Genomic DNA, 24,357 nt, shown 5'->3' on the forward strand with positions numbered 1-24,357 from the left:
GTCAACCTCCGGAAGTCAGTTGGGGAAGCCACAGTGCGATGTCGGGCATCGCAATGAGCAGCACGAGAAACGCCAGAATGATGGCGAAGAAGGGCAGCACGCCCATGACCACGTCTTCGACTCTGGTTTCCGCATCGGAGCTGGCCACCACGAACAGGATGACGCCGAGCGGCGGGGTCAGCTGGCCCAGCTCGACCAGGATGACCACGAACACGCCAAACCAGACCGGATCGACGCCCATTGCCATCAGGGTCGGGAAAATGACCGGGACGATGATCGCGATCATGCCAAGGCCTTCCATGAAGCAGCCAAGAATGGCAAACACCACCACGAGAATCAGAAGCAGCGAAAACTGCGACAGACCTGCCTCGGCAACGCGGTCGACCAGTGCTTCGCCGACGCCGGACAGCGCCGTGGCGTAGGCAAACAGCATCGAAATGAACACGATGAACAGCACGTTGCCGCTCATGGTCAGCGTGCGCGACAGTGCCGACTTGAGCATTGTGATATTGAGTCGGCGATACAGTGCCGAGATGGCCACGGCACCGACCACGCCCAGCGCACCCGCCTCGGTCGGGGTGGCGATGCCGGCGTAGATGCTGCCCAGAATGAACACGATCAGGATCGTAAAGGGCAGCACGTCCGCGGCGGCGCGCAGGTAATCGGTAAACGTGCGTTGCTGGGTATCTTTGGGAACCAGCGAAGGTTTCGCCAGCGCACGCGCGATGATGAAGAGGCTGTAGCAGGCACCGAGCAGAATACCGGGCACCAGACCGGCGGCGAACAGCTGGGCGATGGAGGTTTCGGTAAAGGTGGCGTAGATGATCATGGTGATCGACGGCGGGATCAAAATGCCCAGTGTGCCGCCGGCCGCCAGTGAGCCTGCCACGAATCGGCGGTCATAGCCGCGTGCCGACAGGGCCGGCAATGCCACGGTCGACATCGCCGCCGCGGTTGGCGCACTGCCGCCGGCGACGGCGGCAAATACGCCGCTACCCACGATGTTGGTATGCAGCAACCCGCCTGGCAGGCGGCGCATGAAGGGGGCGATACCGTTATAGAGTCGCGCACTGAGCCCGCTGGCCAGCAGGATCTCCGCCATCAGAATAAACAGCGGAATCGCAGCCAGCGTGAAGCTGTTGGCGGCTCCCCAGCTGACCAGCCCGAGAGCCTTCCAGCCAGCGACGCCCTTGATCAGCCACAGGTAGGCCAGCGCTGCCGCGCCGACGGCGAATTGAACCCACAGCCCGCCAACAATCAACACCAGTAATACGCCAAAGGCGATCAGGGCATCCATCAATCAGTTCCTCCATGACGCAGGGTGATGATCGCGCGCTCGATGATGAAGATCGCGGTAAAGGTCAGTCCCAGCGGAATCAGCAGCTGAGGCATCCATAACGGCGTCATCAAAAATGTCGGCGCGACATTGCCGCGTGACCAGGAGCTCAGAACCAGTTGCAGGGTGTACCAGATCAGCACGCCGCAGACGGCAAGCGACAGGGCCATATAAAGCAGGTTCAGGCTCTTTTTAAGAGCCTGAGGCAGGGCATCAAAGATGAAACCGACCTGAAACAGACTGTTTTTCCGAACGGCCAGGCTGGCGCCGAACAGGGTCAGGCCCACGACGAGGTACCCTGCCAGCTCTTCGACGACGCGCAGTGAATGGTTGAAGAAAAAGCGCGAGATGATTTCGGCGCTGACGATCAATACCAGTACCACCAGCGCCAGTCCCGCGATAAACCGCACGCCGGCGGCGATCATGTCGAACAGGGAGCCGGCAGATGCCGGCTCGTTGACCTGATGGGGGGATGTATCACTCATGAAGGGCTCCGGAATTACTTGCCAAGGGCGTTCAGAACCGCCTCAAGCGCTTTTTCATGCTCCGGTCCCGCCTGTTTGGCCCACTCGCGCCACCACGGCGCCATCTTTTCCTGGGCGCGTTTGATGTCGGCCGGGTCGGCATCGACAATCGTCATGCCGGCGTCTGCCTGTTTCTGTTCCTGTGTCTTCTCATCGACGAGGAAGTCCTGAGTGATCTGGGCTGTTTCCTCACTCACGATACGATTGAGTGTCTGGCGCGTGCTGTTCTTGAGGCCTTCATACGCAGAGGTATTGGCGATAATGGCACTGTTGGCGTAGTTGACCGGCAGACGGTAGTTGTAGGGCAGGAATTCGTGCCAGTTCTTGGCACCGCCCGCACTGGCTGTCAGTACGCCATCAATGACGCCACGTTCCAGCGCCGTCGGTACTTCCGAGCCTGAGAGCGTGATCGGTGAACCACCGAAGGCCTCGACGAATTCACCCTGTTCAGGCGAGGTGACGCGCACCTTGTGATCCTTGAGGTCGTCCAGTGAGTCCATTTTGAAGGTGGTAAAGATGACCTGCTGCGGGTAGCGATAGCTGCCCAGATAGGTCACGCCCTGATCCGCGAACCCTTTCTTGAGATACGGTTCCATCACCGCGTAGGCCTTGTTCCACTCTTCGTCGTTGTTGATCAAAAGGGGCAGGTTGAGAATGCGCGCGATGGGGACGTTGCCCGAAAAGAACAGGTCCGCGGCGAAGTCGACAATGCCATCGCCGGTGGCCTGGGTGATATCGCTGGAGGAGATTTGCAGTGTCTTGCCCAGGTGAAGCGTGATCGACAGGTCATCGTCCGTTTCCTTCTCGACCCGGTCGGCAATTCGTTTCATGCCCTGAACGGCAGCGGTCGTGGACACGGAGGAATAGGTATACCCCGTCCAGTTATCGGCCATGACATTACCGGCCATTGATGTGCTTAGAACAACCAATCCGGATAGCAGGGTATTCTTGATTTTTTTCATCGGGACGTCCTCTCTCAAGGGTGATGGCTCGTTTTTATTAAAATGATATTTGTGCCTTTTGAAACAGGGGAGTGATTTACATCACCCCTTGTCAAAAGGGGGCATTTATATTCATGGGTAAATCGTGAATAAACACCGCACGCTTTTGGGTGTTGAGTGAACATGAAAACGAGGAATTGCTAAAGCGTGTTTTTCTGCATTGAATATGCAGGAAAACTTTATGCCGGATCTTTGAAATAAATGTTTTGTCGATGAGACCTTGGTCGCCTTTAACGATAAATAATAAAAGAGGGCAATAATTAAATAATCGGAGTGATATACGTCAGTATGTATAAAATCTGAATCAGCGAACCCCGCAGAATGATCGACCTCATGGACAATGAGGTCGATCGTGATGGCTGGTCTGAAAGGCAGGGTCAGGGGGAGGGGTCAGAACCGATAAAGCCGTTCAGGATTGTCTCTCAGACAGGCCTGGCGCTGTGGCGAGGACAGGGCGCGCTCGAGAAACTCGATCATGTCGAGGGAGCCGGGGATCGGCGACGGCGTCATGACGTGGGGCCAGTCACTTCCCCAGAGGCAACACTCGCGGTAGCGCTCGGCCAGGTGCCGAGTCAGCTCGATGAGGTCGTCATAGCGCCCCGGTTGCTGGCTGACACGGGTGGGGGCAAGTTTGATCCAGACGCGCCCGGTGTCGAGCAGGCGGCAAAGGCGGGTCAGTTCATCGGAATGGCCGGGGGTCACGTGCCCGAAATGATCCAGGACGATTGTTTGCCCTTCCGGGAGAGTCGGTAACAGTGCCGCCAAAACGTCGTAGCGCTCGGGTTCCGTATTGAGTTCGACATGCCAGTCCAGTGCTGCGGCGCGAGCAGCAAGCTCCGGCAGGCGCGCCAGGTCGTGCTGGCCCAGCCGGGTGCGGTCCTGAATGCGGATGCCACGTACGCCAGCTTCGCGCATCGCCTCGAGCCCTGAGGTGTGCTCATCGATCATGACCACGCCACGCAACTCAAGCGGCGAGGTGGGGAGCCGCGCCTGACGAAGCGTCTCGAGCAGATAGTGGTTGTCGGTGCCATCGATGGAAGCCTGTATCAGCACGGCGCGCCGGATGTCCGAGACCGCGGCTTCCTCCATGAAGTGGCCGATGCTCTTGCGAGGGGGCTGGTAGGTCGCCTTGATGTACTCGCGGTCACGGTCGAAGACGTGGATATGGCAGTCACAGGCGGGCGACATTGAGGTGTGTGTCATGACGCATCTCCCTGGTGCGTATGGCGATAGCGCCTGATGGTGACACCCAGAACGCACAGCAGCGTGACGGCCAACAGTCCCATGGCGATCGGTGACTGCAGGAAGATATCAGCGCTTCCGGCACTGGTCAGCAGCGCCTGGCGCAGGCTCTGCTCAAGCGGTGGCCCGAGGATCAGCCCGATCAGCAGGGGCGGCAGCGGAAAACCGGCTCGCCGCAGCACGAAGCCAATCCCCCCGGCACCCAGCATCACGGCGACATCGAAAAGACTGTTGTTGACCGAATAGGCACCAAATATCGCCAGAATCGCAATGACCGGGAACAGATGGCGAGGGCGGATTTTAATGATGTGAACGGCGCCACGAAACATGGCCAGCCCGAACACCACACAGGGAATGGACAGCAGTATCAGTGCCTCGAAGATCGCATAGACCTCAACACCGTGCTGCTGGAAGAGGAACGGCCCCGGCGTCAGCCCCTGCAGCATGAACGCTCCCAGGATGACGGCGGTAACGGCGTCGCCGGGAATGCCGAGTGAGAGCATGGGCACCAGCGCGCCACCGGTTACCGCATTGTTGGCGGCCTCCGGGGCGGCCACGCCCTCCGGTTCTCCCTTGCCGAAGCGGGCCGGATCGCGTGAACGGGAGCGGGCCAGGTTGTAGCTGACGAAGGCGGGCACCGTTGAGCCGATCCCCGGCAGGATACCCACCAGGGTGCCGATGATGGAGGACACCATTAGCGTGGCGCGCATCTTCCACAGGGTCAGCCACCCGACCGGGCGATTCGAGGTGCCACTGCCCGAGACCGGGCCGATGTCCGTGTCCGGTGCCGTCTTCTGCTTGCCGGCAAAGGCCTGCAGCAGTACTTCGGACATCGCGAACAGGCCGATCAGCACCGGAATCAGCGCCAGGCCGTCTTCGGCCGCAAAGCTGCCAAAGGTGAAGCGCGGCAGCCCCTCGATGGGATCGAGTCCGATAATGCCGGCGGCGACGCCGATCAGTGCCATCAGGGCTGCATCAAGAATCGATCCCCCCCCGAACAGCACGATGATGATCAACGCAAACGTCATCAACGCCGCCATCTGTGCAGGGCCGAAATCGAGCGCCAGCGAGGCCAGCGGCTGGGCCAGCACGATCAGCACCAGACAGCTGAAAATGTTGCCGAACACACTGGCATAGAGCGCGATGCGCAGTGCTTCCCCGGCACGGCCCTGCCGTGCCATGGGATGGCCATCCAGCGCCGTGGCTGCCGAAGACGGCGTGCCGGGAACGTTGAGCAGGATGGCGGAAATCGATCCACCAAAGATCGCCCCCTGATACACCCCCAGAAGCAGGATAAGAGAGGGAATGGGGGACATGGTAAAGGTCACCGGGATCAGCAGGGCAATGGCCAGTGTCGGGCCCAGACCGGGAATTGCGCCGATGACAATGCCGACGGCCACCCCCACCAGGGCGGCAATCAGCACCCAGACATCGAGCAGGGCATGGAAGGCATCAAGAAGCATGTGAAGTATCTCCTGGGAAATCTCGGACGCGAAAACGCGGTGACAGGCTCAGGGCAGGGGCAGGTTGAGAAGATGTCGTCCAGCCCAGAAAATGGCGATGGTGACGATCAGCGGCAAGGCCACATTGAACAGCCAGTGACGCTCGCCCAGCAGCCAGGCCAGCACGATACCGATCGTGGCCACGGTAATGATGAAGCCCAGCATCGGCATGGTTGCCAGGGCCACGGCCATCAGCATCATGACGAAAAGCACGCGGATCCAGCCGACAGCCGGGCCGATGGCGGTCTCGGCCGTTCGGCGATGGCGCCACAGTCGAAGCACGGCTCCCAGGGCCAGTAGCCATAGCACCAGCCTGGGGAAGAAGCGTGCATCCGGGCCCGGGTCGCCAAAGTCAAACACCGTCACCTGATCCTGGAGGGTCAAAAGTCCGATGGCTGCGACGAGCAGGATGCCGAGGCAGGTGCAACCTTGCAGGCCAAATCGAGGCATGCGGCGGTGGGAGGATGTGTTCGTGTCGATGCTCATCGCTTCAGGGTCTCGGCCAGATGATGATACGCCACCAGGTTCTTGCCGATGACGGCCTCGACTTCGTCACATGGCAGTAGCCTCACGGGTTGGTTGAGTTTTTTCATGACGGCGGCAAATTCCGGTGAAGAGGCGGCCTGGCTGAATGCGGCTCGCAGTGTCTCGGCGCGCTTGGCGCTCACGCCATGGGGCACCATCAGGGCCACGATGGAGGGAAATTGAATGTCGTATCCTGACTGCTCAAGCGTGGGCACTTCCGGGAAATCCGGGTCAGGCTGGTCATCGAGCACGGCAAGCAGCCGTAGCTGGTCACTTTTAACCAGATCGCGGTAGGCAGGCACCAGCGCGATATCGACATGGTGGCCAAGCAGGGCCGCGGTTGCACCGGCGGCGCCGTCAAACGGAACGTGCTGAAGCCTTGCATCGGTGTCGCGTCCCAGCTGAGTAAACGCCAGGCGCGCACCACTCAGGGCGCCGGCCGTGGCATAGGTAAGACGGGAGCCATCGCGGGCAGCATCAAGCAGTTCCGTCAGGGTGTGATAGGGGCTATCGGCATTGACCAGAACACCATGCCAGGGCCCGGAATAATTCAGGATCGGCGTGAAATCCTTGAGCGTGTCATAGCCCGTATCACGCAGTGCCGGCGCGACAAAGGAGGGAGAGGAGGTGGTCGCAATCAGGGTATAACCGTCCGGCGCGGCGCGGGATACCGTGCGCATGGCGTTCACGCCACCACCACCAGGGCGGTTTTCGATGACGACCGGTTGGCCAAGCAGCGGCTCTGCCAGTCTGGCGAGCTGCCTGGCTGAAATGTCGGTGGTCCCTCCCGCACCATAGGGAACAATCAGGGTAATGGGACGAGCAGGATAGTCACTCGCCCATGCCGGAGAGGCCAGCATGATCAGCAGGGTGCTGAGTAAATAAAGCCAACGGTTTCGAGGTGAACGCATCGAAACTCTCCCGATGAAGATAAATAAAAAAAGAGATGCCGAATGGTGAATACATTGACGGAGTGATGATTAAAGCCTTGCCTCGACATGAGTCGTACTGATGTGCCATGACTTTTCATCGTCATGTCGGGCCGTTAATGCTACGCCGCTCGGGTGGTTTTAATTATTAAACCTTTGTCTACTTTTTGGTGTTTTTCTTCTTTATTATTAATGGCTTGGAGAATTTTTCCCTGAATTGAAGGCGCAAAAGGGACGCCGGGTAATTAAATATCCGGCGTCCCTTTCATAAATCCGGGGGTAGGGGATTTATTGTTTTACGTTCAGCTGTAAAACAGTGTGCCTAGTTCATTTCGCACCCTGTGGCCTTGAGTGCGGCGCTCACCCAGCTCCGATCGTTCTCACCGGCGTGAATTGCAGCCATTTGCTTCTCTTCAGCCGCCTGTTTGGCCTGAGCGGCCTCAAGCACGGTCTCTGCATCGTCATAGGGAACGCAAAGCATGCCGTCACTGTCACCGATGATCAGATCGCCCGGCTCGATGACCATGCCATTCAGGCTGATCGGGGTATTGATTTCGCCCGGACCATTCTTGTAGGGACCGCGATGGGTAACCCCGGCTGCAAAGGTAGGCAGGTTGGTTTCGCGAAAGCCATCAAGATCGCGTATCGCACCGTTGAGAACAAAGCCGACCACGCCCTTTTTGACCGCATAGGCGAGCATCAACTCGCCCATCAGGGCGTTGGTGGTGTCACCGCCCGCGTCGCAGACAATGACGTCACCGGGCTGGGCCATGTCGATGGCCTGGTGCAGCATCAGGTTGTCACCCGGGCGAGTACGCACGGTCAGGGCCACGCCTGCCATTGAGCCCTCGCGGTGCATGGGACGAAGGTCGCTGCCACCGGCAAAGACGCGGGACATGCTGTCACTGACCACTGCAACAGGAAGCGCAGCAAAGGCTTCGACGGTGGATGCGTTGACCTGGCGCTGGCGTTTGAGAACTCGGTTGCCGATGGGCATGGTATTACTCCATTGAGATGGCCTGAATCTCTGGCCGATATGTCATGAAAAACAGGATCAGGAACAGGTGGTTTCCGGCAGGGTATTGACCATGCGTGCCGGTGGCAGCGCTGTGCCGGCAATGAGGTCGACAATGCCACTGACCGCCAGAACACCCACGCGTGTACCTGCTTCTTCGGTCACCCCTGCGATGTGCGGTGTCAGGATGACCCGCTCGGAGCGAGCGAGCGGATTGATGCCTTCCGGCGGCTCGCACTCGAAGGTATCCAGTCCGGCACCGGCAATGTGGCCACTCTCGAGCGCAGCCAGCAGAGCCTGCTCGTCGATCAGTCCGCCGCGGGAGGTGTTGATGACGTAGCTGTCCTTCGGCATCAGGGCCAGTGTTCTGGCATCAAGCAGATGTGCGTTCGCTTCAGTCAGGGGGCAGTGCAGGCTGACGATGTCGGATCGGGCCAGCAGCGTATCGATGTCGTCGATGGGCTCGGCACCAAGGGAGCGAATGGCTTCCGGTGAGGCGTAAGGATCGTAGACGGCAACATCCAGCCCCAGCCCCTGGACGATTCTGACCACGGCGGCGGCGATGGCACCACCGCCGACCAGGCCCAGGCGCATGCCGGATAATTCCCGCCCGAGAAAGTCGGCCTTTTCCCAGTGGCCCTGTCGCATGCCGGCATCCAGCGGCAGCAGACGCTTGACCGTGGCAAACATCAATGCGACAGCGTGCTCTGCCACCGAGACCGCATTGCCACCGGCAGCGCGAATGACCTGAACGCCATGATGCGTGGCTGCATCAACATCAATGTTGTCCACGCCGGCGCCATGCTTGGAAATCACCTTGAGTGACCGGCCGGCTGCAACCGCTTCAGCTCCGAATCGCCCCATGCGTGACACGATGCCTACCGGGTCGTGACGGTTGATGTGTTCAACGAGCACCTCCGGCGAAGGGTAGGCCGGCGTGTGGTGTACGGCGTAGCCCGCGGCTTCGGCATATTGACGTGCTTCTTCAGCCAGGTGAGGGCCGGTTACAAGAATGGTGGGGCGGTTCTCCAAGGTCTCTCTCCATTGATTGTCAGTGGCAGCACACGTGGTGCCAGGTGTCGTTCCTGGGCGGTTGCCGATTAGAATACAGGTAGTTTTTCTTTATAAAAGCGACTAATATTTTACGTTAAGTGAAGAAAGTCTTAATGGGTAAAAGCATGGACACACGTCAGCTACGCACGCTAATTGCGATCTCCGAATACGGTACCTTTGCCCGTGCTGCCCGCGAGGTCTGCCTGACGCCTTCGGCCGTCAGTCAGCAGATGCTTGCGCTGGAGCAGGAACTGGAGGCCTCGCTGTTCAATCGGCAGACGCGTCCGCCAAGTCTCACTCTTCAGGGGCTGAAACTTCTTGAAACTGCCCGAAAGGTTCTGGGACTGGTCGAGGAAACCCGGATTTCCCTGAAGGGCAGCAACGTGTCAAGTTCGCTCAGCATTGGCTCGGTTCGCACCAGTACCATCGCTTTGCTGCCACGTGCGATCGTGGCGCTGCGCGAAATATTTCCAGAACTGCATGTGGATCTTCGTGTCGGGATGTCCTCGGCCCTTCTCAGTGATGTCAACGCCGGCCGCCTGGATCTGGCGGTCGTGGCCGAGCATGCCGGGGTCTCGCGAAACCTTTCCTGGTCCCCGTTCCTGCGTGAGCCGCTGGTCTTCATCGCACCTCCCGGCACACCGGTAAGACCGGTGCGGGAGTTGCTGGAAACCCTTCCTTTCGTGCACTTTGCAAGCGATGTCCCTCTGGCGGCGCTGATCAACAATGAGCTGACCCATCAGGAAGTCAGAACCAGGCACATTGCCGAGATCGACACCATCCCGGCGATCGTCGAGTGTGTCGCGGCGGGGCTGGGGGCATCGGTCGTGCCTGATATTGCAGTGCGTGAAAATGGTCGTGACATGCTCAAGCTGCCGTTCGGCCGCCCTCAGGTCTATCGTCAGATTGGAACGGTACGTCATGCCAACTCGGCCAAGTCCGAGCTTCTTATGGCCATGCACAACAAGCTGGCAGAGCTTTCCGGCGAATTCGGCGTGTTCATGTGATCCAGCGCTGACAGGCTGCTTTCTGCCCCTCATTTCCATGGATGGCTTTCCCACAGTTTTCTGGCGACGTCGGACTGGGCGTCGTTCAGCTGGCGATAGTCATCTCCGGTGATGATGTCCAGCGTATTGCCCTGAGCCGCCAGCTCATCGCGCAGCTTTTTGTTGTCGGCCAGCGCCTTGAAGGCCGTCACCAGTCGAGTTTTGACCTTCTCCGGGAGCCCGTGAGGCGCCACGAAGCCGCGATAGGAGCCCATTTCGACGTCATAGCCCTGTTCCTTCGCCGTAGGCACGTCAGGCGCGAAGGAGGAGCGCTTGTCATCAAGAACAGCCAGTACGCGCAGTTCGTCTTCAAAACCGATGGTCTGGCTCAGGGCCATGGTACCGGCGGCGACGTGGCCGCCGAGCAGGGCGGTGCGTGCCATCGAGGCGCCGCTGAAGGGGATCAGGTTGAATTCGGTATCTGCCGCTGCGGCCAGCAGCAGGGCACTGAAGTGGTCATTGCCCCCCAGTGATGCCAGGGCCATGCCCACGCTACCCGGTTTTTCCTTCGCCGCCTGAATCAGCTCTTTCAGACTGTGATAGGGAGAGGTCTGACTGACGACCAGGGTGTTGGGGTCGTGTACCACGTTGGCGAGATAGTCAAAGCTGTTGGCGTCGTAGGCCGCCTTGCGGTCGTAGGTCAGTGCCATGGCGGCCGGCAGATTGAAGGTGCCCAGGGTATAGCCATCTGCCTTGGCCCTGGCCACGCTCGTAAACCCGATCTGGCCGCCGGCACCGGGCTGGTTCTTGATCACCACACGGGCATCATTTCCCAGTTCCTGCTCCAGATATTTTCCCACCACACGGGCAAGCACGTCGGTGCCCCCGCCGGCGGAGTAGCCGACAATCACTTCGATGGGCTTGCTGTCGGGGTAGTCGGCGAAGGCGGGTGTGTTGAGTGCGGCCATTGCCTGCGCTGATACGGCAATGGCTGAAATGACCAGTGTTTTCCGAAGCGTTTTGAACATGTCCTGATCCCTCGTTGTTATTCGTATCGTGGTGTTATTCGCATTGAGGTCGTGCCACTGTCATGACGACGCCTGGGGTGTCACCCATCCGTCGAAGGCCACGCCATAGGTGCTGGCAGCCGTCTTCCAGAACAGCTGATCCCGGTCGTTCTGGCTCAGCGCGCGAGTCAGTCGCTTGTAGGCATTCCAGAGTGCGACATAGGAGAACATTCCCTTGTCCACGGGGAAGTTGCTCTCAAACATGCAGCGCGCCGGACCAAAGGCCTCGAGGCAGGTCTCGAACCAGGGTGCCCAGTCTCTTGCCAGACGTTCGGAGTCCGGGGGCGCGGGGTGGTGGTGGTAGTCATTGCCGAAAACGGCAAGCCCGAACCCGCCGATCTTGAGGCGCGTGTTGGGCAGGGCAGCGAGTTTCTCGAGGCCTGCGCGCCAGGCGGCAAAATCAGCCGGTGTTCGTTCACGAAATGGCCCGACGCCGAGTGGACCGCCGCAGTGATTGATGACCACCGTCAGCTCCGGCAGCAGGCGAGCGAGCGTTTCGACTTCATGCAGCTGTGTCTGGTAGGCCCAGATGTCCAGGGCCAGTCCGGCCCGGGCGACTTCAGCGGCGCCTTGGTGAAATTCCTTTGAGCGCAGCAGACCATCCGGGGCCGGCCTCGGGTTGGAGCGCACCGCCGGGTCGGGGTGATAGGCCGTGGTATTGCGAATGCCACATACGTGATTCGGGGCCAGATCCAGCAGGCCATCGAGGGTGTCGCGTACCGCGCTGCCCTGCATGAGGTCGGCAAAGGCAACGATGCCGACCGGATGATTCGGGGCCTGAGCGCTCCACTCGAGGATCGTTTCGACCTCGCCCAGCGGGTAGAGCGCCTCGGGCCCCGAGCGGCGATATCCGGTGCGACACTGCACGTAGATACTGGCGCGCACGTCATGGCCGCAGCTCACATCGGCGATGAAGTCCTCGGTGCGATAGCGGCTCTCTTCGCGATCCCACAGATGATGGTGCGCGTCCAGAATCGGCTGGGCCGGGTCCAGCACCGACTCATCAGTCAGTGCCAGCCATGCTTCCCGGATCGAGGCATGAGGTGTCATCACTCGGCGACTCGTTTGGCCTTGCGCGCACGCATCAGCCGTGAGAAGAGCGGTGACAGTATCACCAGCAGGATCATGCCGATCAGCACCTTGGCCGTCGGGCTGGAGGCCAGAATGTCCCAGTTACCGCCACCGATGCGCAGTGCAAGACGCAGGTTCTGTTCGGCAAACCCTCCCAGAATCAGCCCCAGTACAACCGGTGGCAGCGGGAATTTCAGCTTGTCCATGAAATAGCCGATCAGGCCAAAGCCGAGCATCAGATAGACATCGAACATACGGCCATTGATCGAGTACACGCCGATGAACACCAGGGAGATGATGATGGCGCCCAGCAGCGGTCGTGGCAGGCGCAGCACCTGCGCAAAGCTGTTGGTGGCCAGTGCTCCCCCGAGGAAGATCAGCAGGATGGCGGCAAACAGGAACTGCCACATGAAGCCAAAGACGATTTCAGGGTTGTCACGGAACAGCATGGGGCCAGGCTGCAGGCCGTGGATCAACAGTCCACCGAGCATGACGGCAGCAACCGCCGTGCCGGGAATGCCCAGCGTCAGCGCCGGGATCAGTGCGGCGGCAGTATCGGCATTGTTGGAGGTTTCCGAGGCAGCAACGCCTTCCGGTTCGCCCTTGCCCCAGTCATCCGGGTTTTTGGAGGCACGGCGGGCTTCGTTATAACTGAGAAACGCTGCCATGGAGCCGCCGGCGCCAGGCAGGATGCCGACAAACACGCCGATGATTGAAGAGCGTACCCAGGTCTTCCAGTACTTCAGCATGCCGGGGATGGCCTTCCAGATGCTGGTGGTATTGAGTCGGCCGGTATTTTCGGTGTCGAAATCGCGGATTTCCTCAAGCAGGCCGATGGCCGGTGGCAGTGCATAGAGCCCGACCAGCAGCACGACGATATTGATGCCGTCGAGCAGCTCCAGGTGCCCAAAGGTGTAGCGCTCGGCGCCGGTAATGGTGTCGGCACCGACGAGGGAGACAAAGACACCAAAGGCTGCGCTGATCAGCCCCTTGATCACATCACCGCCGAGCAGGAAAACGATGGCCGACATGCCGAATACCGCCACCCAGAAAATCTCGGTCGGACCGAAAAGCAGCGTGACCTTGGCCAGCGGAGGAGCCAGCAGCATCAGGACCAGCGCCGAGACGATACCCCCCAGTGCAGAAGAGACCACGGCGACCTGAAGTGCATAGCCACCACGGCCCTGCTGAGCCATCGGGTAACCATCGAAGCTGGTGGCGACGGCGGCAGGCGTTCCGGGAATGCGCAGCAGCACAGCGGGGATTGAACCGCCGTACATGGCCCCGTTGTAGATACCGGCCATCATGCCAAGGGCGACCAGCGGATCCATGCCGAAGGTAAAGGGAATCAGCACCGAAATGGCCATGGTGGCGCTGAGGCCGGGCAGGGCGCCTACGCAGATACCGGCAACAACGCCGACAATGACCGCCAGGAGATTGCCCATGGACAATACGGACGGTAGTGCATCAATAAGATTGCCGTACATGAGATATCCTCGTTAGCGCAGGAAGAATTCGGTGGGCAGTTCCTGCCCCATCAGCAACACGAAGATGATCGCGATGCCGCCTGTAAAAATCAGATCGGCAAGCAGTACGCCCTTCAGGCTTCGGTACCCGAAGCACCAGGCCACCACCGGAATCATGACAGCCGTTGCGGTGTAAAAGCCCAGCAGGGCGACGGCGGCGACATAAATCGCAATGGATGCCACGATGCCGAAAAAGCGTTTGGCATCATCGAAGACCTTGATGGGCGCCACGGTCTGGCGCCGACGGCGCAGTACACAGCGTCCGATCAGCAGGACGCCAAGCAGGATAAGCGCCGAGAGCATGGTGACCGGCAGCAGTGCTGTCATGCCGGGCATATCCGAGGTGCGCGTCAGAAGTACGCCTGCGCCGAGCACGATGACCGTACCGGCGATCAAATCCGGATCGATGCCGCGAGAGGACTCGCTGGCCGTGTTAGTGGGTTCACTGGTCATGGGATATGTCTCATGAAGTCGCGTTGGAGCCAGTCACGACAGGCCGGCAATGACGAGTCGGTCATGCCGGTTGAACCACCACGCCGTCATTGGGAAATGGCGTGGTGGTTCCGTCGTGAAGGTCATGTGTCAGAAAAACCGGGATAACGAGCGCAGGCTTACTTCCAGGGAGTGGTTTCCCAGATGCGTTTTGCCAGTTCCAGCTGCTCGGCGTTGAGGGTCTTGAAGTCATCGCCCAGAGCCAGTTCTGTCGGGTTGCCGGACCGGCGCATGGCCTGCTGGAAATCAGGGTCGTCGTAGGTTTTCTGGAAGGCGTCGAGCAGTTTGGCCCTGACGTTTTCAGGCAGATTGGCCGGCGCCACGAAGCCGCGAAGCGCCCCGTTGACCAGATCGAATCCCTGCTCCTTGAAGGTAGGGATGTCTTCCGCCATGGAAGAGCGCTTCTCGGAGGCGATGCCCAGTACGTTCAGCTCATCGCGGAAGGCCACGACTTCGGAGATGTTGATGATGCCCATGGTGACGTGGCCGCCCATCAGCGCGCTGCGGGCCGGAGCTGAACCGGAGAAGGGCACGACGGTATAGTCGGCCTTGGTGACATCGGTGAGCTTTTGCAGGAAGAAATGGTCATCGCCGCCAAGGCTCGACATGGCGACCGTTACCGCACCGGGACGCTTTTTGGCCGCTTCGACCAGCTTGTCCATGGTGTCGATGTCACTGTTTTTGGGAGTAACGATGACATTGGGGTCGTTCACGACGTTGGCCAGGTAGGTAAAGCTGTCGGCATTGTAATCGGCATTGCGATCAAGCGTTCTGGCCATGGTGCCCGGCAGGTTATAGGTGCCGATCTTGTAGCCATCGGGTTTGGCTTCGGCGACCGCGGTAACGCCAATCTGACCACTGGCGCCCGGCATGTTCTTGACCACTACCGAGACATCATTACCCAGGTACTTCTCCAGAAAGGGAGCCGTGGTCCGGGCCATGACATCGGTGCCACCGCCGGCGGCAAAGCCGACAATCAGGTCGATGCGTTTTTCGGGATAGTCCGCCAGTGCAGCCGTGGACATGCCGCTCGACAGAACCAGCGCTGCGGCAATGGCAATTGATTTAAAACCCATGGTGGTGCCCCTTGAGACATGAAATGTTCTGCAAAGTTAAGGGCACAGTAAAACTGCATTACAGCGAATAATTTTTCTCGCCTTGACCAGTTTTTTTTCATTGGGCGCTTTAACGCCAATAATTTATACCTTGGTCTTAAAAAAAGTGGTTTTACTTAAACGATGAAAACAAGAGTGTCAATGAGACTAATGAATCCCGGTTCTGATATATCCGTAGTTACATTGGAAGCATGGCCGTATTTTAAAGAAATAGAGTCATGGACGACATGTCAGGGCGCGGAATAACACGGTTATTTATATGTTCTGACGTTCCACGTACACATTTAAAACAGGTATGTAAAAAAAGCGCCGAACGTGACGGCACATGATCGTGGCGGGACCTGTGTATCAGGGAGAGCTTGATTTACATCTAACCGATGAACCACCCCCGATCGGTGGATAGGCGCGTAATCTGTCACGGTGGGTCCTCGGCTACTGCCCGACAGGTGGCACATGTCGGGCAGGTATCGATCAGCGGTGCCGGGCCTGGTGTGCATGCCACTGACGTATGCCGAAGGTCCAGGGGGGGAGCCGGTCCGAGCGGTCCACGCGGTTGACCAGTGCGCCCAGGGCTGGGGTGGCGATGGTGACGAGGTCCCCCACGTGATGCGTAAAGCCTTGTCCCTCGCCATCACGATCCAGAATGGGAGAGAACATGGTGCCGAGAAACAGCATGAAACCATCCGGGTACTGGTGATGTGGGCCCACGGTCTGGCGGACAAGATCCAGTGGATCACGGCTGATCTGGCGCATGTCGCTTGAGCCATCAAGCACGAAACTGTCATCGGCGCCTTCGATACGCAGTGAAACCCGTGCCTTACGTACCGTATCGAGGGTGAAATGTTCATCGAAGAGACGAATGAAGGGGCCGATGGCACTGGAGGCGTTGTTGTCCTTGGCCTTGCCCAGCAGCAGGGCGCTGCGTCCCTCGATGTCACGCAGGTTGACGTCATTACCCAGCGTCGCGCCTCGTGGCTGACCGGTAGCATCGACGGCCAGTACGATCTCGGGTTCGGGGTTGTTCCATCGTGATGACGGGTGCAGGCCTACGCTACTGCCAAAGCCCACTGACGAGAAGGGTTGTGCCTTGGTGAAAACCTCGGCATCCGGCCCGATGCCGACTTCCATGTACTGAGACCAGACGCCCCGTTGCTGCAGTTCTGCCTTGAGCGCCAGCGCCTCATCGGAGCCTGGAACCATCTGCGACAGGTCGCTGCCGATTACGGTCTGCAGCTCCTGGCGCAACGCGGTGGCATGAGCAGCGTCACCGGCTGCCTGCTCCTCGATGACTCTTTCCATCAGGCTGACGGCAAAGGTTACGCCGCAGGCCTTGATGGCCTGTACATCGCAGGGAGCCAGCAGATAGGGCGCGTGCGGGGAGGATGACAGCGAGTTTTCCAGCAGTGATTCGATCGAGCCCAGTGACTCGCCCTCGGCCCGGGCAACCACGGCGGTGGCATCATCCCGATCCAGCAAATCGGCCATACAGGCGCAGGTGGACGTGATGTCGATGACCTCGCCGTTTCGAATCACCACGATGGCAGGCCCCGACTGGTCAGGCGTTTCGCGCCATACCCGCCCGGCCAGCAGTGCGCTTTCCAGGTCTTCGGGAAGAAAGGTTGTAGTATGCAAAAGGATTACCTCGACGGTTTGTCGCGCGAGATGCGTTGGTGTGTATCTGCGAGGCTGCCTGCGGTACCCCAGCGTACGCAGGCAGCCTCGAACAGGCCGGTTTTTCATAGTGAAAGACCGGGGAAGTAAGTTCAATCTGTTTACTTATTCGGCTGCGCCAACTTTAGTCTACGTGGCGCCTCGCAGGGTATCGGGCGTGATCATGCGGCTGCGCTGATCACGCCCGAGTTCAGGACGAACCGTGGGTGGCCTGTGGCAGGGCCTGATCATGGATGGCTCTGGCCAGCACCTGGGCAGCTGCGCCCCGGGCAGCCACGAAGGTACTGTCTTCAATGACGCGTAATGAAACGCGCTGTGCGGTTCCCAGCAGGCGGTGCTGATGGGCTTCAAAATAGGTGAGGGCGGGGTCAAGAAAGAGGGGCCCCAGCCGCGTCAATGAACCGCCCAGAACAATTTCAGCAGGGTTCTGGGTGTGATGCAGATTCAGAAGCAGCATGCCCAGTGCCTCTCCGGCGCGGCGAAGGGTGTGCACTACCATCGGTTCCTGCAGGCGAGGTGTCAGCCTGTTGATCAGGTCATCCTTCTCGTCAATGCCCAGGGTGGCACGGATCGACCAGCCGCTGACAAGGGTTTCTGCACACCCCCGGTTACCGCAATGACAATAAAGTCCGCCCGGCTGCAGAACGGTATGGCCGATTTCTCCGGCCAGCCCCTGAACGCCTCGCGTGAGCAGTGGCAGGTGCCTGCCCTCCGCCAGACCACTGCCGATCCCGGTGCCGGCGCTTACGTACAGCAGTGATTCCGGGATCGCGCCGGTTCGGAAATAAAGCTCGCCAAAGGCCGCGGCCTTGGCTTCATTGTCCATCAGCCAGACGCCTGTGGCCTCAGGCAGGTGCGGGCGCAGTAACTCCATGAAGCGCACGTCATGCCAGCCGAGGTTGGGCGCTCGCCGCAGCACGGCTTCATCGGTGGCAATGGTGCCTGGCAGGGCCACGCCGATTCCCAGACTGTCCCTGTGCTGCAGGGACGTGCGGTGCGTGAACTGCCGCAATAGCTCACCCAGCGACGCGGCTGTGGTGTCGGGTGTCGTACAGGGGAAGGGTTCATGCTGTGTTTCAAGCACCTGGCCGGAGGGGGCACAGGCCACGAGCCGCAACCCGTGTACGCCCACTTCGGCACCCAGCAGGTAGTAGTGGTCATCGTTCAGGTGCAGGGCGCGCCCCGGCCGGCCACCACTGCTTTTCTGCAGCTCTCCTTCCTTCAGCCATCCCTGGTTCAGCAACGACTGAACGGCTGTACCTACCGTGGCCTTGGTCAACTGTGCCTGGGTAGCAATATCGGCGCGCGTTACTCCCGGTGCGCGTCGTACTGTCTCGAGGATGGCGCTTAAGTTCAGCCGCTTGAGAAAGTTGAGATCGCCCGCCTTTTGATTCTGGTAACTGCCTGGCATGAATAAAGTGAACCCTCTACGGCCTGTTCCGGTGGCTGAACGTGAATCTTATACAGTTTCATGACGAAATTCCCTGCCTGGCGCCTGCACTGAAGAGGCGGTATTCGGCAGGTGTGTCGTGATGTATCACCTGTCTGATTACGTTAACCCTATGTCGTATGGTTGTCCTGACATCATGAATTGATAATCGCCACTTAGTAATAAGAATATACCAAGTGGCCCGTACCCGATGGTGGCGTTGAGCATCTCCCCATGGTGGAAGGGTTCCTGCATACCAGTGCTTTCTCTTTCATGGATGGTGGAGTGACTATGGGTACAGCAATCTATCCCGGTCTTGCAGATAAACGTGTCGTGATTACCGGCGGCGGTTCCGGCATTGGTGCCGGCCTGGTCGAAGCCTTCGTCGAGCAGCAGGCAGAGGTTCACTTTCTGGACATCTGTGAAGATGAGTCCCGAGCGTTGGTCGAACGGCTGGCGGGCCATGCGACCTTCCATTTGTGTGACCTTACTGACCTTCACGCCCTGGTGGAAACGTTCAGGCACATCGGTGCGGTTGATGTGCTGATCAATAATGCTGCAAACGATGACCGTCATACCCTGGGGGACATTACGCCGGATTACTGGGATGAGCGGGTCGCGGTGAATCTGCGTCATGTGATGTTTTCCATGCAGGCAGTGGCTCCAGGCATGAAAACACGCGGCGGCGGAGCCATCGTCAACCTGGGCTCGATCAGCTGGCATCTTGGCCAGGAGCATCTGGCCATCTATGAAACAGCCAAGGCAGGCATTGAGGGCATGACTCGTGCCATGGCCCGTGAGTTGGGCGAGGACGGCATTCGCGTGAACTGTGTCATCCCGGGCAACGTGAAAACGCCTCGCCAGTCCAGATGGTACAGCCCTGAAGATGAGCAGAAGATCATCGAGGAGCAGAAGCTCAAGGTCCGCATTCATCCCCACCATGTCGCCAGCATGGTGACCTTTCTGGCCTCCGACGCTGCGGCTGCCTGTACTGCCCACAATTACTGGGTCGACGCCGGCTGGCTTTGAATCATCTCACCGCATCACGCGTTCCATACGATAACGACACGTTTTCTGGAGCAATACCATGACAAGTGACATGACGCGCAAGCGTGGCCTGTACGTATTCGGTATTTCCTGTATTGCCGCCATTGGCGGGTTCCTGTTCGGGTTTGACAGTGGGGTTATCAACGGTACGGTCGATGGGCTTCAAAGTGCCTTCGGCTCCGACAGCGTCGGTACGGGCTTCAATGTTGCCTCGATGCTGCTGGGGTGCGCCGTGGGGGCCTTTTTTGCCGGTCGGATGGCGGATCGTCTTGGTCGCAGGACACTATTGATCATTGCGGCGGTCTTCTTTCTTGTCAGCGCCTGGGGGTCCGGCATTGCCGGTGGGTCACTGGCGTTTGTGATGTATCGCGTACTGGGCGGAATGGCTGTTGGCGCTGCCAGCGTGATTGCTCCTGCCTATATCAGTGAGGTGGCTCCCGCGGCTTACCGCGGGCGGCTGGCAACGATTCAACAGGTTGCGATCGTGCTGGGACTGTTCGTGGCCTTTCTGAGTAACTACACCCTGGCCAACATGGCCGGTTCATCGGTGGCTGCGCTGTGGTTCGGGTTTGCCACATGGCGCTGGATGTTCTGGATTGAAGTCTTTCCGGCGGCGGTGTTTCTGATCGCGCTGATGTTCATTCCGGAGAGCCCGCGTTACCTGATGAGTGCCGGCAAGATCGACAGGGCGCGCGGAGTGCTGGGCAAGCTGCTGTCGGATGAAGAGGTCAATACCAAGCTTTCCGAGATCGAGGGATCGCTGGCCAGCGATCATCAGCCGGGCCTGCGTGATGTCATCAATAAAGCGACGGGCAAGGTGCATGGCATCGTGTGGGTGGGGATCGGTCTGGCTGTCTTCCAGCAGCTGGTGGGCATCAACGTGGTGTTTTACTACGGAGCGGTCCTGTGGCAGTCCGTTGGGTTTTCCGAAAACGATGCGCTGCTGATCAATGTGATTTCAGGCGGGGTAAGCCTGGGCGCGCTGGTCATTGCCATTACCTCCATTGATCGTATTGGCCGCAAACCACTGCTGTGGATCGGCTCATCGGGCATGGCACTGACGCTGATGGCCATGGCCTACGCCTTTTCGACCGCGAGCATGGTCGATGGCTCCCTGCATCTGTCCGATGGGATGGGCATTGTTGCACTGCTGGCCGCCAACGCGTACGTGCTCTTTTTCAATGTGTCCTGGGGGCCGGTCATGTGGGTCATGCTGGGGGAGATGTTTCCAAATCAGATGCGTGGGTCGGGGCTTGCCATCTCCGGTCTGTTCCAGTGGCTTGCCAACTTTGCGATCACCATCAGTTTTCCGATCATGCTGGCAGCCATCGGGCTGGCGGGTGCCTATAGCATTTATGCCTTCTTCGCCGTGGTCTCGATCTTCTTTGTCGTAAGGTTTGTCAGGGAAACCCGTGGCAAGGAGCTCGAAGCCATGTCCTACGAATAGGGCTTGTACCGGCGCATCTGTCTTGAGGGACAGGTGCGACGTTTCCTGATTTCAGGCCAGTCCGGCAGACAGAACAGTCTTGCCGGAATCACCCGGGGCCTGTTGATACATCACACCATTCCCGATTTTTCCGCCAGGGGTTACATATGCGCAATTCAGAACACAGGATCACTCCGGACCAGCTGCGTTCACGGTGGTGGTTCGATAACCCCGAGCATCCGGGCACTACAGCGCTGTGTATCGAGCGGTACATGAACTATGGCATCACCCTGGAAGAACTGACCAGTGGCCGGCCCATCATCGGCATCTGCCAGTCGGGCTCGGATCTGACGCCATGCAATCGCCATCACATCGAGCTGGTGAAGCGGGTGAAGGAGGGGATCCGTGCTGCCGGTGGCGTGCCCTTCGAGTTTCCATTGCATCCGATTCATGAAAATGCCCGCCGTCCGACGGCAGCGCTCGATCGCAACCTGGCGTACCTGGGGCTGGTCGAAGTGCTTCATGGTTACCCGCTGGATGGGGTCGTGCTGACCACCGGATGTGACAAGACCACCCCTGCCAGCCTGATGGCCGCCGCGACGGTCAATATCCCGGCGATCGTGCTTTCCGGCGGGCCGATGCTCAATGGCTGGCATGGCAACGAACGGGTGGGGTCCGGTACGGTGGTGTGGGAAATGCGCAAGCGCCTCGCGGCCGGCGATATTGATTACGCCGAATTTCTGTCGCGGATTACCGATTCCGCCCCTTCGGTAGGCCACTGCAATACCATGGGTACTGCCTCCACCATGAACTCCATGGCCGAGGCGCTGGGCATGAGCCTGCCTGGTTCGGCCATGATCCCCGCACCTTACAAGGAGCGGGCGATGGTGGCTTATGACACCGGTACACGGATCGTTGACATGGTGTGGGAGGATCTGCGGCCCAGCGATATTCTCACCCGTAACGCCTTTGAAAATGCCATTTGCGTGTGTTCGGCGATCGGGGGGTCGAGCAATGCACCGATTCACATCAATGCCATTGCCCGGCATACGGGGGTCGCGCTGACCAATGATGACTGGCAGTCAGTCGGCCACGATATCCCCCTGCTGGCCAATATCATGCCTGCCGGGGCCTACCTCGGTGAAGAGTTTTACCGGGCCGGCGGGGTGCCTGCCATCCTGCATGAGTTGCTGGCTGCCGGTCGACTTCACGGTGAGTCTCTGACCGTCAATGGGAGGACGCTGGCAGCCAATATCCTTGGGCGTGAGACGCGGGATCCGGAAGTGATCCGTCGGTACGATAATCCCCTGGTGGACCGTGCCGGCTTCCTGAACCTCAAGGGCAATCTGTTTGATTCCGCCCTGATGAAAACCAGCGTGATTTCCGCGGGCTTTCGTCAGCGGTTTCTGAGCGACCCCGATGATCCGAATGCCTTTGAAGGCCCGGTGGCGGTCTTCGATGGCTCCGAGGATTATCATGCGCGCATTGATGATCCCCGGCTGGATATTGGTGATCGGACAATTCTTGTCATGCGCGGTGCCGGCCCGATAGGGCACCCCGGTGGCGCCGAGGTTGTGAACATGCAGCCCCCTGAAGCGTTGATCAGGCGCGGCATCGAAGCGCTGCCCTGTATTGGTGACGGGCGCCAGTCAGGGACGTCCGGCTCGCCATCGATTCTCAATGCCTCTCCGGAAGCCGCCGCAGGCGGCGGGCTGTCGTTGCTCGAAGATGGTGATCGGCTGCGCGTCGATCTCGATCGGGGAGAGGTCATGCTGCTTGTTGATGATGCGGAACTGGTGGCTCGGCGGGGGCGCCTTGAACAGCAGGGCGGGTATCGTTATCCGGCCCATCAGACGCCCTGGCAGGAAATTCAGCGCACTCTGGTCGAGCCCCTGGATCAGGGCATGACCCTGAAAGGCGCCACCGAGTATCAGGATGTCGCGCGCCAGAGTCCGCCCCGGGATAATCACTGATCACCGATGAGTCGGGCGGGTACTGCTGATGCCGGCCCGACGGCTCTTCTTCTGGTTCTGACGCCGGCGAGCTCGGCGGCCTCTACTATCTCTCTCAGGCGTCCCTGGCGTTCAAGTGACCGTTTCCACGGGCGCACATCGTCGAGCGGGCCGAGCATCATCGGTTCCATGTGGCCGTAGATGGTGGCTGATGGTGCTGTATCCGATTATATCAAGATGTTTTTTTATAGCCCGGCGCGCTGTCATGGGACGAGTGATGATCGATCAACCGTTGGTGCCTGGCGAGTGTTTGGAAGACTCGGGACGGTGCATGTCCTCCCCGGAGGCGCCTGCTTTCATGAATGCCTCACTGATGAAGCCCTTGGTATCAGGCTGGGCATGGCTAGCCGGATACAGTCGGCTCCCTGTGGTCTCTCGCCCAGCAGCAATTCGATAGCCTGGTGGGCGACATAATCCAGGGGGATGTGAACCGATGTCAGCGCCACAGGCAGACGACTCGCCAGTGGTATGTCGTTGTAACCGACCAGCGAGAGCGATGAGCCAATGCTGATGTCGAGGCGATGTGCGGCAGCCATGACCCCGATGGCCAGGTTGTCATTAACTGCAAAAAGTGCCGAGGGGCGCTGCTGCTGAGAGAGGATCTGGTATCCCGCCGTTTCGCCGGCCTCTATCCCGAAACCTGACTCCATGACCCAGTCTTCATGTACCGAAACGCCGGCTTCCTGCATGGCGCGACGATAGCCTTCCTGACGGTCCCTGGCACTGGAGGTAAAGCCTGGTCCTGCAACCAGCCCGATGTCGCGGTGGCCGAGATCGAGCAGGTGACGAGTGGCGAGATACCCCCCCTGGATGTCGTTACCCAATGAAGAGGGGCTGATGCCGTCGGTTCGCAACACCAGCGCGTGTGGCACCCCCTGGTCGCGCAAGCGTGAGGGTAATTGATCATCGAGCCGGCTGGTCGCCAGAATCAAGCCGTCCACGCGCCTGTTCAGGAGTGATTCGGCGGCCAGGCGTTCGCTTTCCGGGTCGTCGCCGCTGGTCGCCACGATGGCGAAGTAATGGCGCTCCATGGCGGCGCGTGCGATCGCTTCATAAATGAGTGCCATCACCGTGTCACTCAGTCTCGGCACCAGAACGCCGATGGTGCCGGTACCTCCACGCCGCAGGCTGGAGGCGAGTATGTCCCGTTTATAACCCAGCGCTTTGGCGGCCTCCCGGACCCGCTGTGCAGCGCGGCTTCTGGATGGCGGAAGGCGCTCGTCCAGTACTCGAGAGACGGTTGATGTACTCACGCCAGCCGCCCTGGCCACGTCATGCATGGTTATCGGTTTGTCATTCATTGATGTGGTGATCCATGACGGAAGGAATATCAAACATTCCTTGAAGTTGAAGTCTTTCGTGCCTGCGCGCTAACGGCACTCCATACG

Annotated in this window: 22 protein-coding genes; 5 read left to right on the forward strand and 17 right to left on the reverse strand. The window is 59.5% G+C overall.

What is annotated here, in order from left to right; translation table 11 throughout:
• Position 1: 1 nt before the first annotated feature.
• The 9 genes from OQ287_RS01580 to OQ287_RS01620 form a co-directional block, all read right to left on the reverse strand.
• Positions 2–1,297, reverse strand: a complete 1,296-nt coding sequence (locus OQ287_RS01580; protein WP_250936192.1) for a TRAP transporter large permease — start codon at positions 1,295–1,297, stop codon at positions 2–4.
• Positions 1,297–1,821 carry a TRAP transporter small permease gene (locus OQ287_RS01585; RefSeq protein WP_265895353.1) on the reverse strand — a complete coding sequence of 175 codons (525 nt, stop codon included), beginning with the start codon at positions 1,819–1,821 and terminating at the stop codon, positions 1,297–1,299. The genes OQ287_RS01580 and OQ287_RS01585 overlap by 1 nt, the downstream gene beginning before the upstream one ends.
• A gap of 14 nt (positions 1,822–1,835) precedes the next feature.
• Entirely contained in the window at positions 1,836–2,822 is a 987-nt protein-coding gene (dctP, locus tag OQ287_RS01590; RefSeq protein ID WP_265895354.1) for a TRAP transporter substrate-binding protein DctP, read from the reverse strand.
• Positions 2,823–3,251: 429 nt separating this feature from the next.
• Positions 3,252–4,064 carry an amidohydrolase family protein gene (locus tag OQ287_RS01595; RefSeq protein ID WP_265895355.1) on the reverse strand — a complete coding sequence of 271 codons (813 nt, stop codon included), beginning with the start codon at positions 4,062–4,064 and terminating at the stop codon, positions 3,252–3,254.
• Entirely contained in the window at positions 4,061–5,566 is a 1,506-nt protein-coding gene (locus OQ287_RS01600; RefSeq protein WP_265895356.1) for a tripartite tricarboxylate transporter permease, read from the reverse strand. Before OQ287_RS01600 ends, OQ287_RS01595 begins: the two co-directional genes overlap by 4 nt.
• 48 nt (positions 5,567–5,614) lie before the next feature.
• Complete coding sequence (locus tag OQ287_RS01605; protein WP_265895357.1) at positions 5,615–6,091, reverse strand: tripartite tricarboxylate transporter TctB family protein; 477 nt, start codon at positions 6,089–6,091, stop codon at positions 5,615–5,617.
• Positions 6,088–7,041 (reverse strand): tripartite tricarboxylate transporter substrate binding protein, encoded by a 954-nt coding sequence (locus OQ287_RS01610; protein ID WP_265895358.1) that lies wholly within the window; start codon positions 7,039–7,041, stop codon positions 6,088–6,090. The genes OQ287_RS01605 and OQ287_RS01610 overlap by 4 nt, the downstream gene beginning before the upstream one ends.
• Before the next feature lie 340 nt (positions 7,042–7,381).
• Positions 7,382–8,056 (reverse strand): RraA family protein, encoded by a 675-nt coding sequence (locus tag OQ287_RS01615; protein WP_250936206.1) that lies wholly within the window; start codon positions 8,054–8,056, stop codon positions 7,382–7,384.
• A gap of 57 nt (positions 8,057–8,113) precedes the next feature.
• The gene (locus tag OQ287_RS01620) at positions 8,114–9,106 is read right to left on the reverse strand and encodes a hydroxyacid dehydrogenase (RefSeq protein WP_265895359.1); all 993 of its coding nucleotides are present in this window, start codon (positions 9,104–9,106) and stop codon (positions 8,114–8,116) included.
• Positions 9,107–9,252: 146 nt separating this feature from the next.
• Here OQ287_RS01620 and OQ287_RS01625 point away from each other — a divergent pair, with 146 nt between their 5' ends.
• Positions 9,253–10,134 (forward strand): LysR family transcriptional regulator, encoded by an 882-nt coding sequence (locus OQ287_RS01625; RefSeq protein ID WP_265895360.1) that lies wholly within the window; start codon positions 9,253–9,255, stop codon positions 10,132–10,134.
• 29 nt (positions 10,135–10,163) lie between these two features.
• Here OQ287_RS01625 and OQ287_RS01630 read toward each other — a convergent pair whose 3' ends face one another.
• The 4 genes from OQ287_RS01630 to OQ287_RS01645 are packed head-to-tail and all read right to left on the reverse strand — an operon-like array spanning position 10,164 to position 14,230.
• Complete coding sequence (locus tag OQ287_RS01630; RefSeq protein ID WP_265895361.1) at positions 10,164–11,141, reverse strand: Bug family tripartite tricarboxylate transporter substrate binding protein; 978 nt, start codon at positions 11,139–11,141, stop codon at positions 10,164–10,166.
• A gap of 60 nt (positions 11,142–11,201) precedes the next feature.
• Positions 11,202–12,230: an amidohydrolase family protein gene (locus OQ287_RS01635; RefSeq protein WP_250937999.1), complete on the reverse strand. Its 1,029-nt coding sequence runs from the start codon at positions 12,228–12,230 to the stop codon at positions 11,202–11,204.
• Positions 12,230–13,738: a tripartite tricarboxylate transporter permease gene (locus tag OQ287_RS01640; protein ID WP_250936215.1), complete on the reverse strand. Its 1,509-nt coding sequence runs from the start codon at positions 13,736–13,738 to the stop codon at positions 12,230–12,232. Before OQ287_RS01640 ends, OQ287_RS01635 begins: the two co-directional genes overlap by 1 nt.
• A 12-nt stretch (positions 13,739–13,750) precedes the next feature.
• Positions 13,751–14,230 carry a tripartite tricarboxylate transporter TctB family protein gene (locus tag OQ287_RS01645; RefSeq protein WP_250936217.1) on the reverse strand — a complete coding sequence of 160 codons (480 nt, stop codon included), beginning with the start codon at positions 14,228–14,230 and terminating at the stop codon, positions 13,751–13,753.
• Between the two features lie 12 nt (positions 14,231–14,242).
• Here OQ287_RS01645 and OQ287_RS01650 point away from each other — a divergent pair, with 12 nt between their 5' ends.
• A complete protein-coding gene (locus OQ287_RS01650) occupies positions 14,243–14,377 on the forward strand; it encodes a hypothetical protein (protein ID WP_265895364.1) in 135 nt (44 codons plus the stop codon).
• 11 nt (positions 14,378–14,388) lie between these two features.
• Here OQ287_RS01650 and OQ287_RS01655 read toward each other — a convergent pair whose 3' ends face one another.
• The 3 genes from OQ287_RS01655 to OQ287_RS01665 all read right to left on the reverse strand — a co-directional run bounded on the left by OQ287_RS01655 (position 14,389) and on the right by OQ287_RS01665 (position 18,466).
• Complete coding sequence (locus OQ287_RS01655; protein WP_250936220.1) at positions 14,389–15,345, reverse strand: Bug family tripartite tricarboxylate transporter substrate binding protein; 957 nt, start codon at positions 15,343–15,345, stop codon at positions 14,389–14,391.
• 510 nt (positions 15,346–15,855) lie between these two features.
• A complete protein-coding gene (locus OQ287_RS01660) occupies positions 15,856–17,016 on the reverse strand; it encodes a fumarylacetoacetate hydrolase family protein (RefSeq protein ID WP_265895366.1) in 1,161 nt (386 codons plus the stop codon).
• A gap of 229 nt (positions 17,017–17,245) precedes the next feature.
• A complete protein-coding gene (locus tag OQ287_RS01665; protein WP_250936222.1) occupies positions 17,246–18,466 on the reverse strand; it encodes an ROK family transcriptional regulator in 1,221 nt (406 codons plus the stop codon).
• 309 nt (positions 18,467–18,775) lie between these two features.
• Here OQ287_RS01665 and OQ287_RS01670 point away from each other — a divergent pair, with 309 nt between their 5' ends.
• The 3 genes from OQ287_RS01670 to OQ287_RS01680 all read left to right on the forward strand — a co-directional run bounded on the left by OQ287_RS01670 (position 18,776) and on the right by OQ287_RS01680 (position 22,930).
• Entirely contained in the window at positions 18,776–19,513 is a 738-nt protein-coding gene (locus OQ287_RS01670) for an SDR family NAD(P)-dependent oxidoreductase (RefSeq protein ID WP_265895367.1), read from the forward strand.
• A gap of 58 nt (positions 19,514–19,571) precedes the next feature.
• Positions 19,572–20,978, forward strand: a complete 1,407-nt coding sequence (locus tag OQ287_RS01675; RefSeq protein ID WP_250936224.1) for a sugar porter family MFS transporter — start codon at positions 19,572–19,574, stop codon at positions 20,976–20,978.
• 146 nt (positions 20,979–21,124) lie between these two features.
• The gene (locus OQ287_RS01680) at positions 21,125–22,930 is read left to right on the forward strand and encodes an IlvD/Edd family dehydratase (RefSeq protein ID WP_265895369.1); all 1,806 of its coding nucleotides are present in this window, start codon (positions 21,125–21,127) and stop codon (positions 22,928–22,930) included.
• 335 nt (positions 22,931–23,265) lie between these two features.
• Here the strand turns inward: OQ287_RS01680 and OQ287_RS01685 are convergent, their stop codons facing one another.
• Positions 23,266–24,303, reverse strand: a complete 1,038-nt coding sequence (locus tag OQ287_RS01685) for a LacI family DNA-binding transcriptional regulator (protein ID WP_407658214.1) — start codon at positions 24,301–24,303, stop codon at positions 23,266–23,268.
• Positions 24,304–24,357 lie beyond the last annotated feature (54 nt).

It is taken from the genome of Larsenimonas rhizosphaerae (assembly GCF_026240105.1).
Lineage (GTDB): Bacteria > Pseudomonadota > Gammaproteobacteria > Pseudomonadales > Halomonadaceae > Larsenimonas > Larsenimonas rhizosphaerae.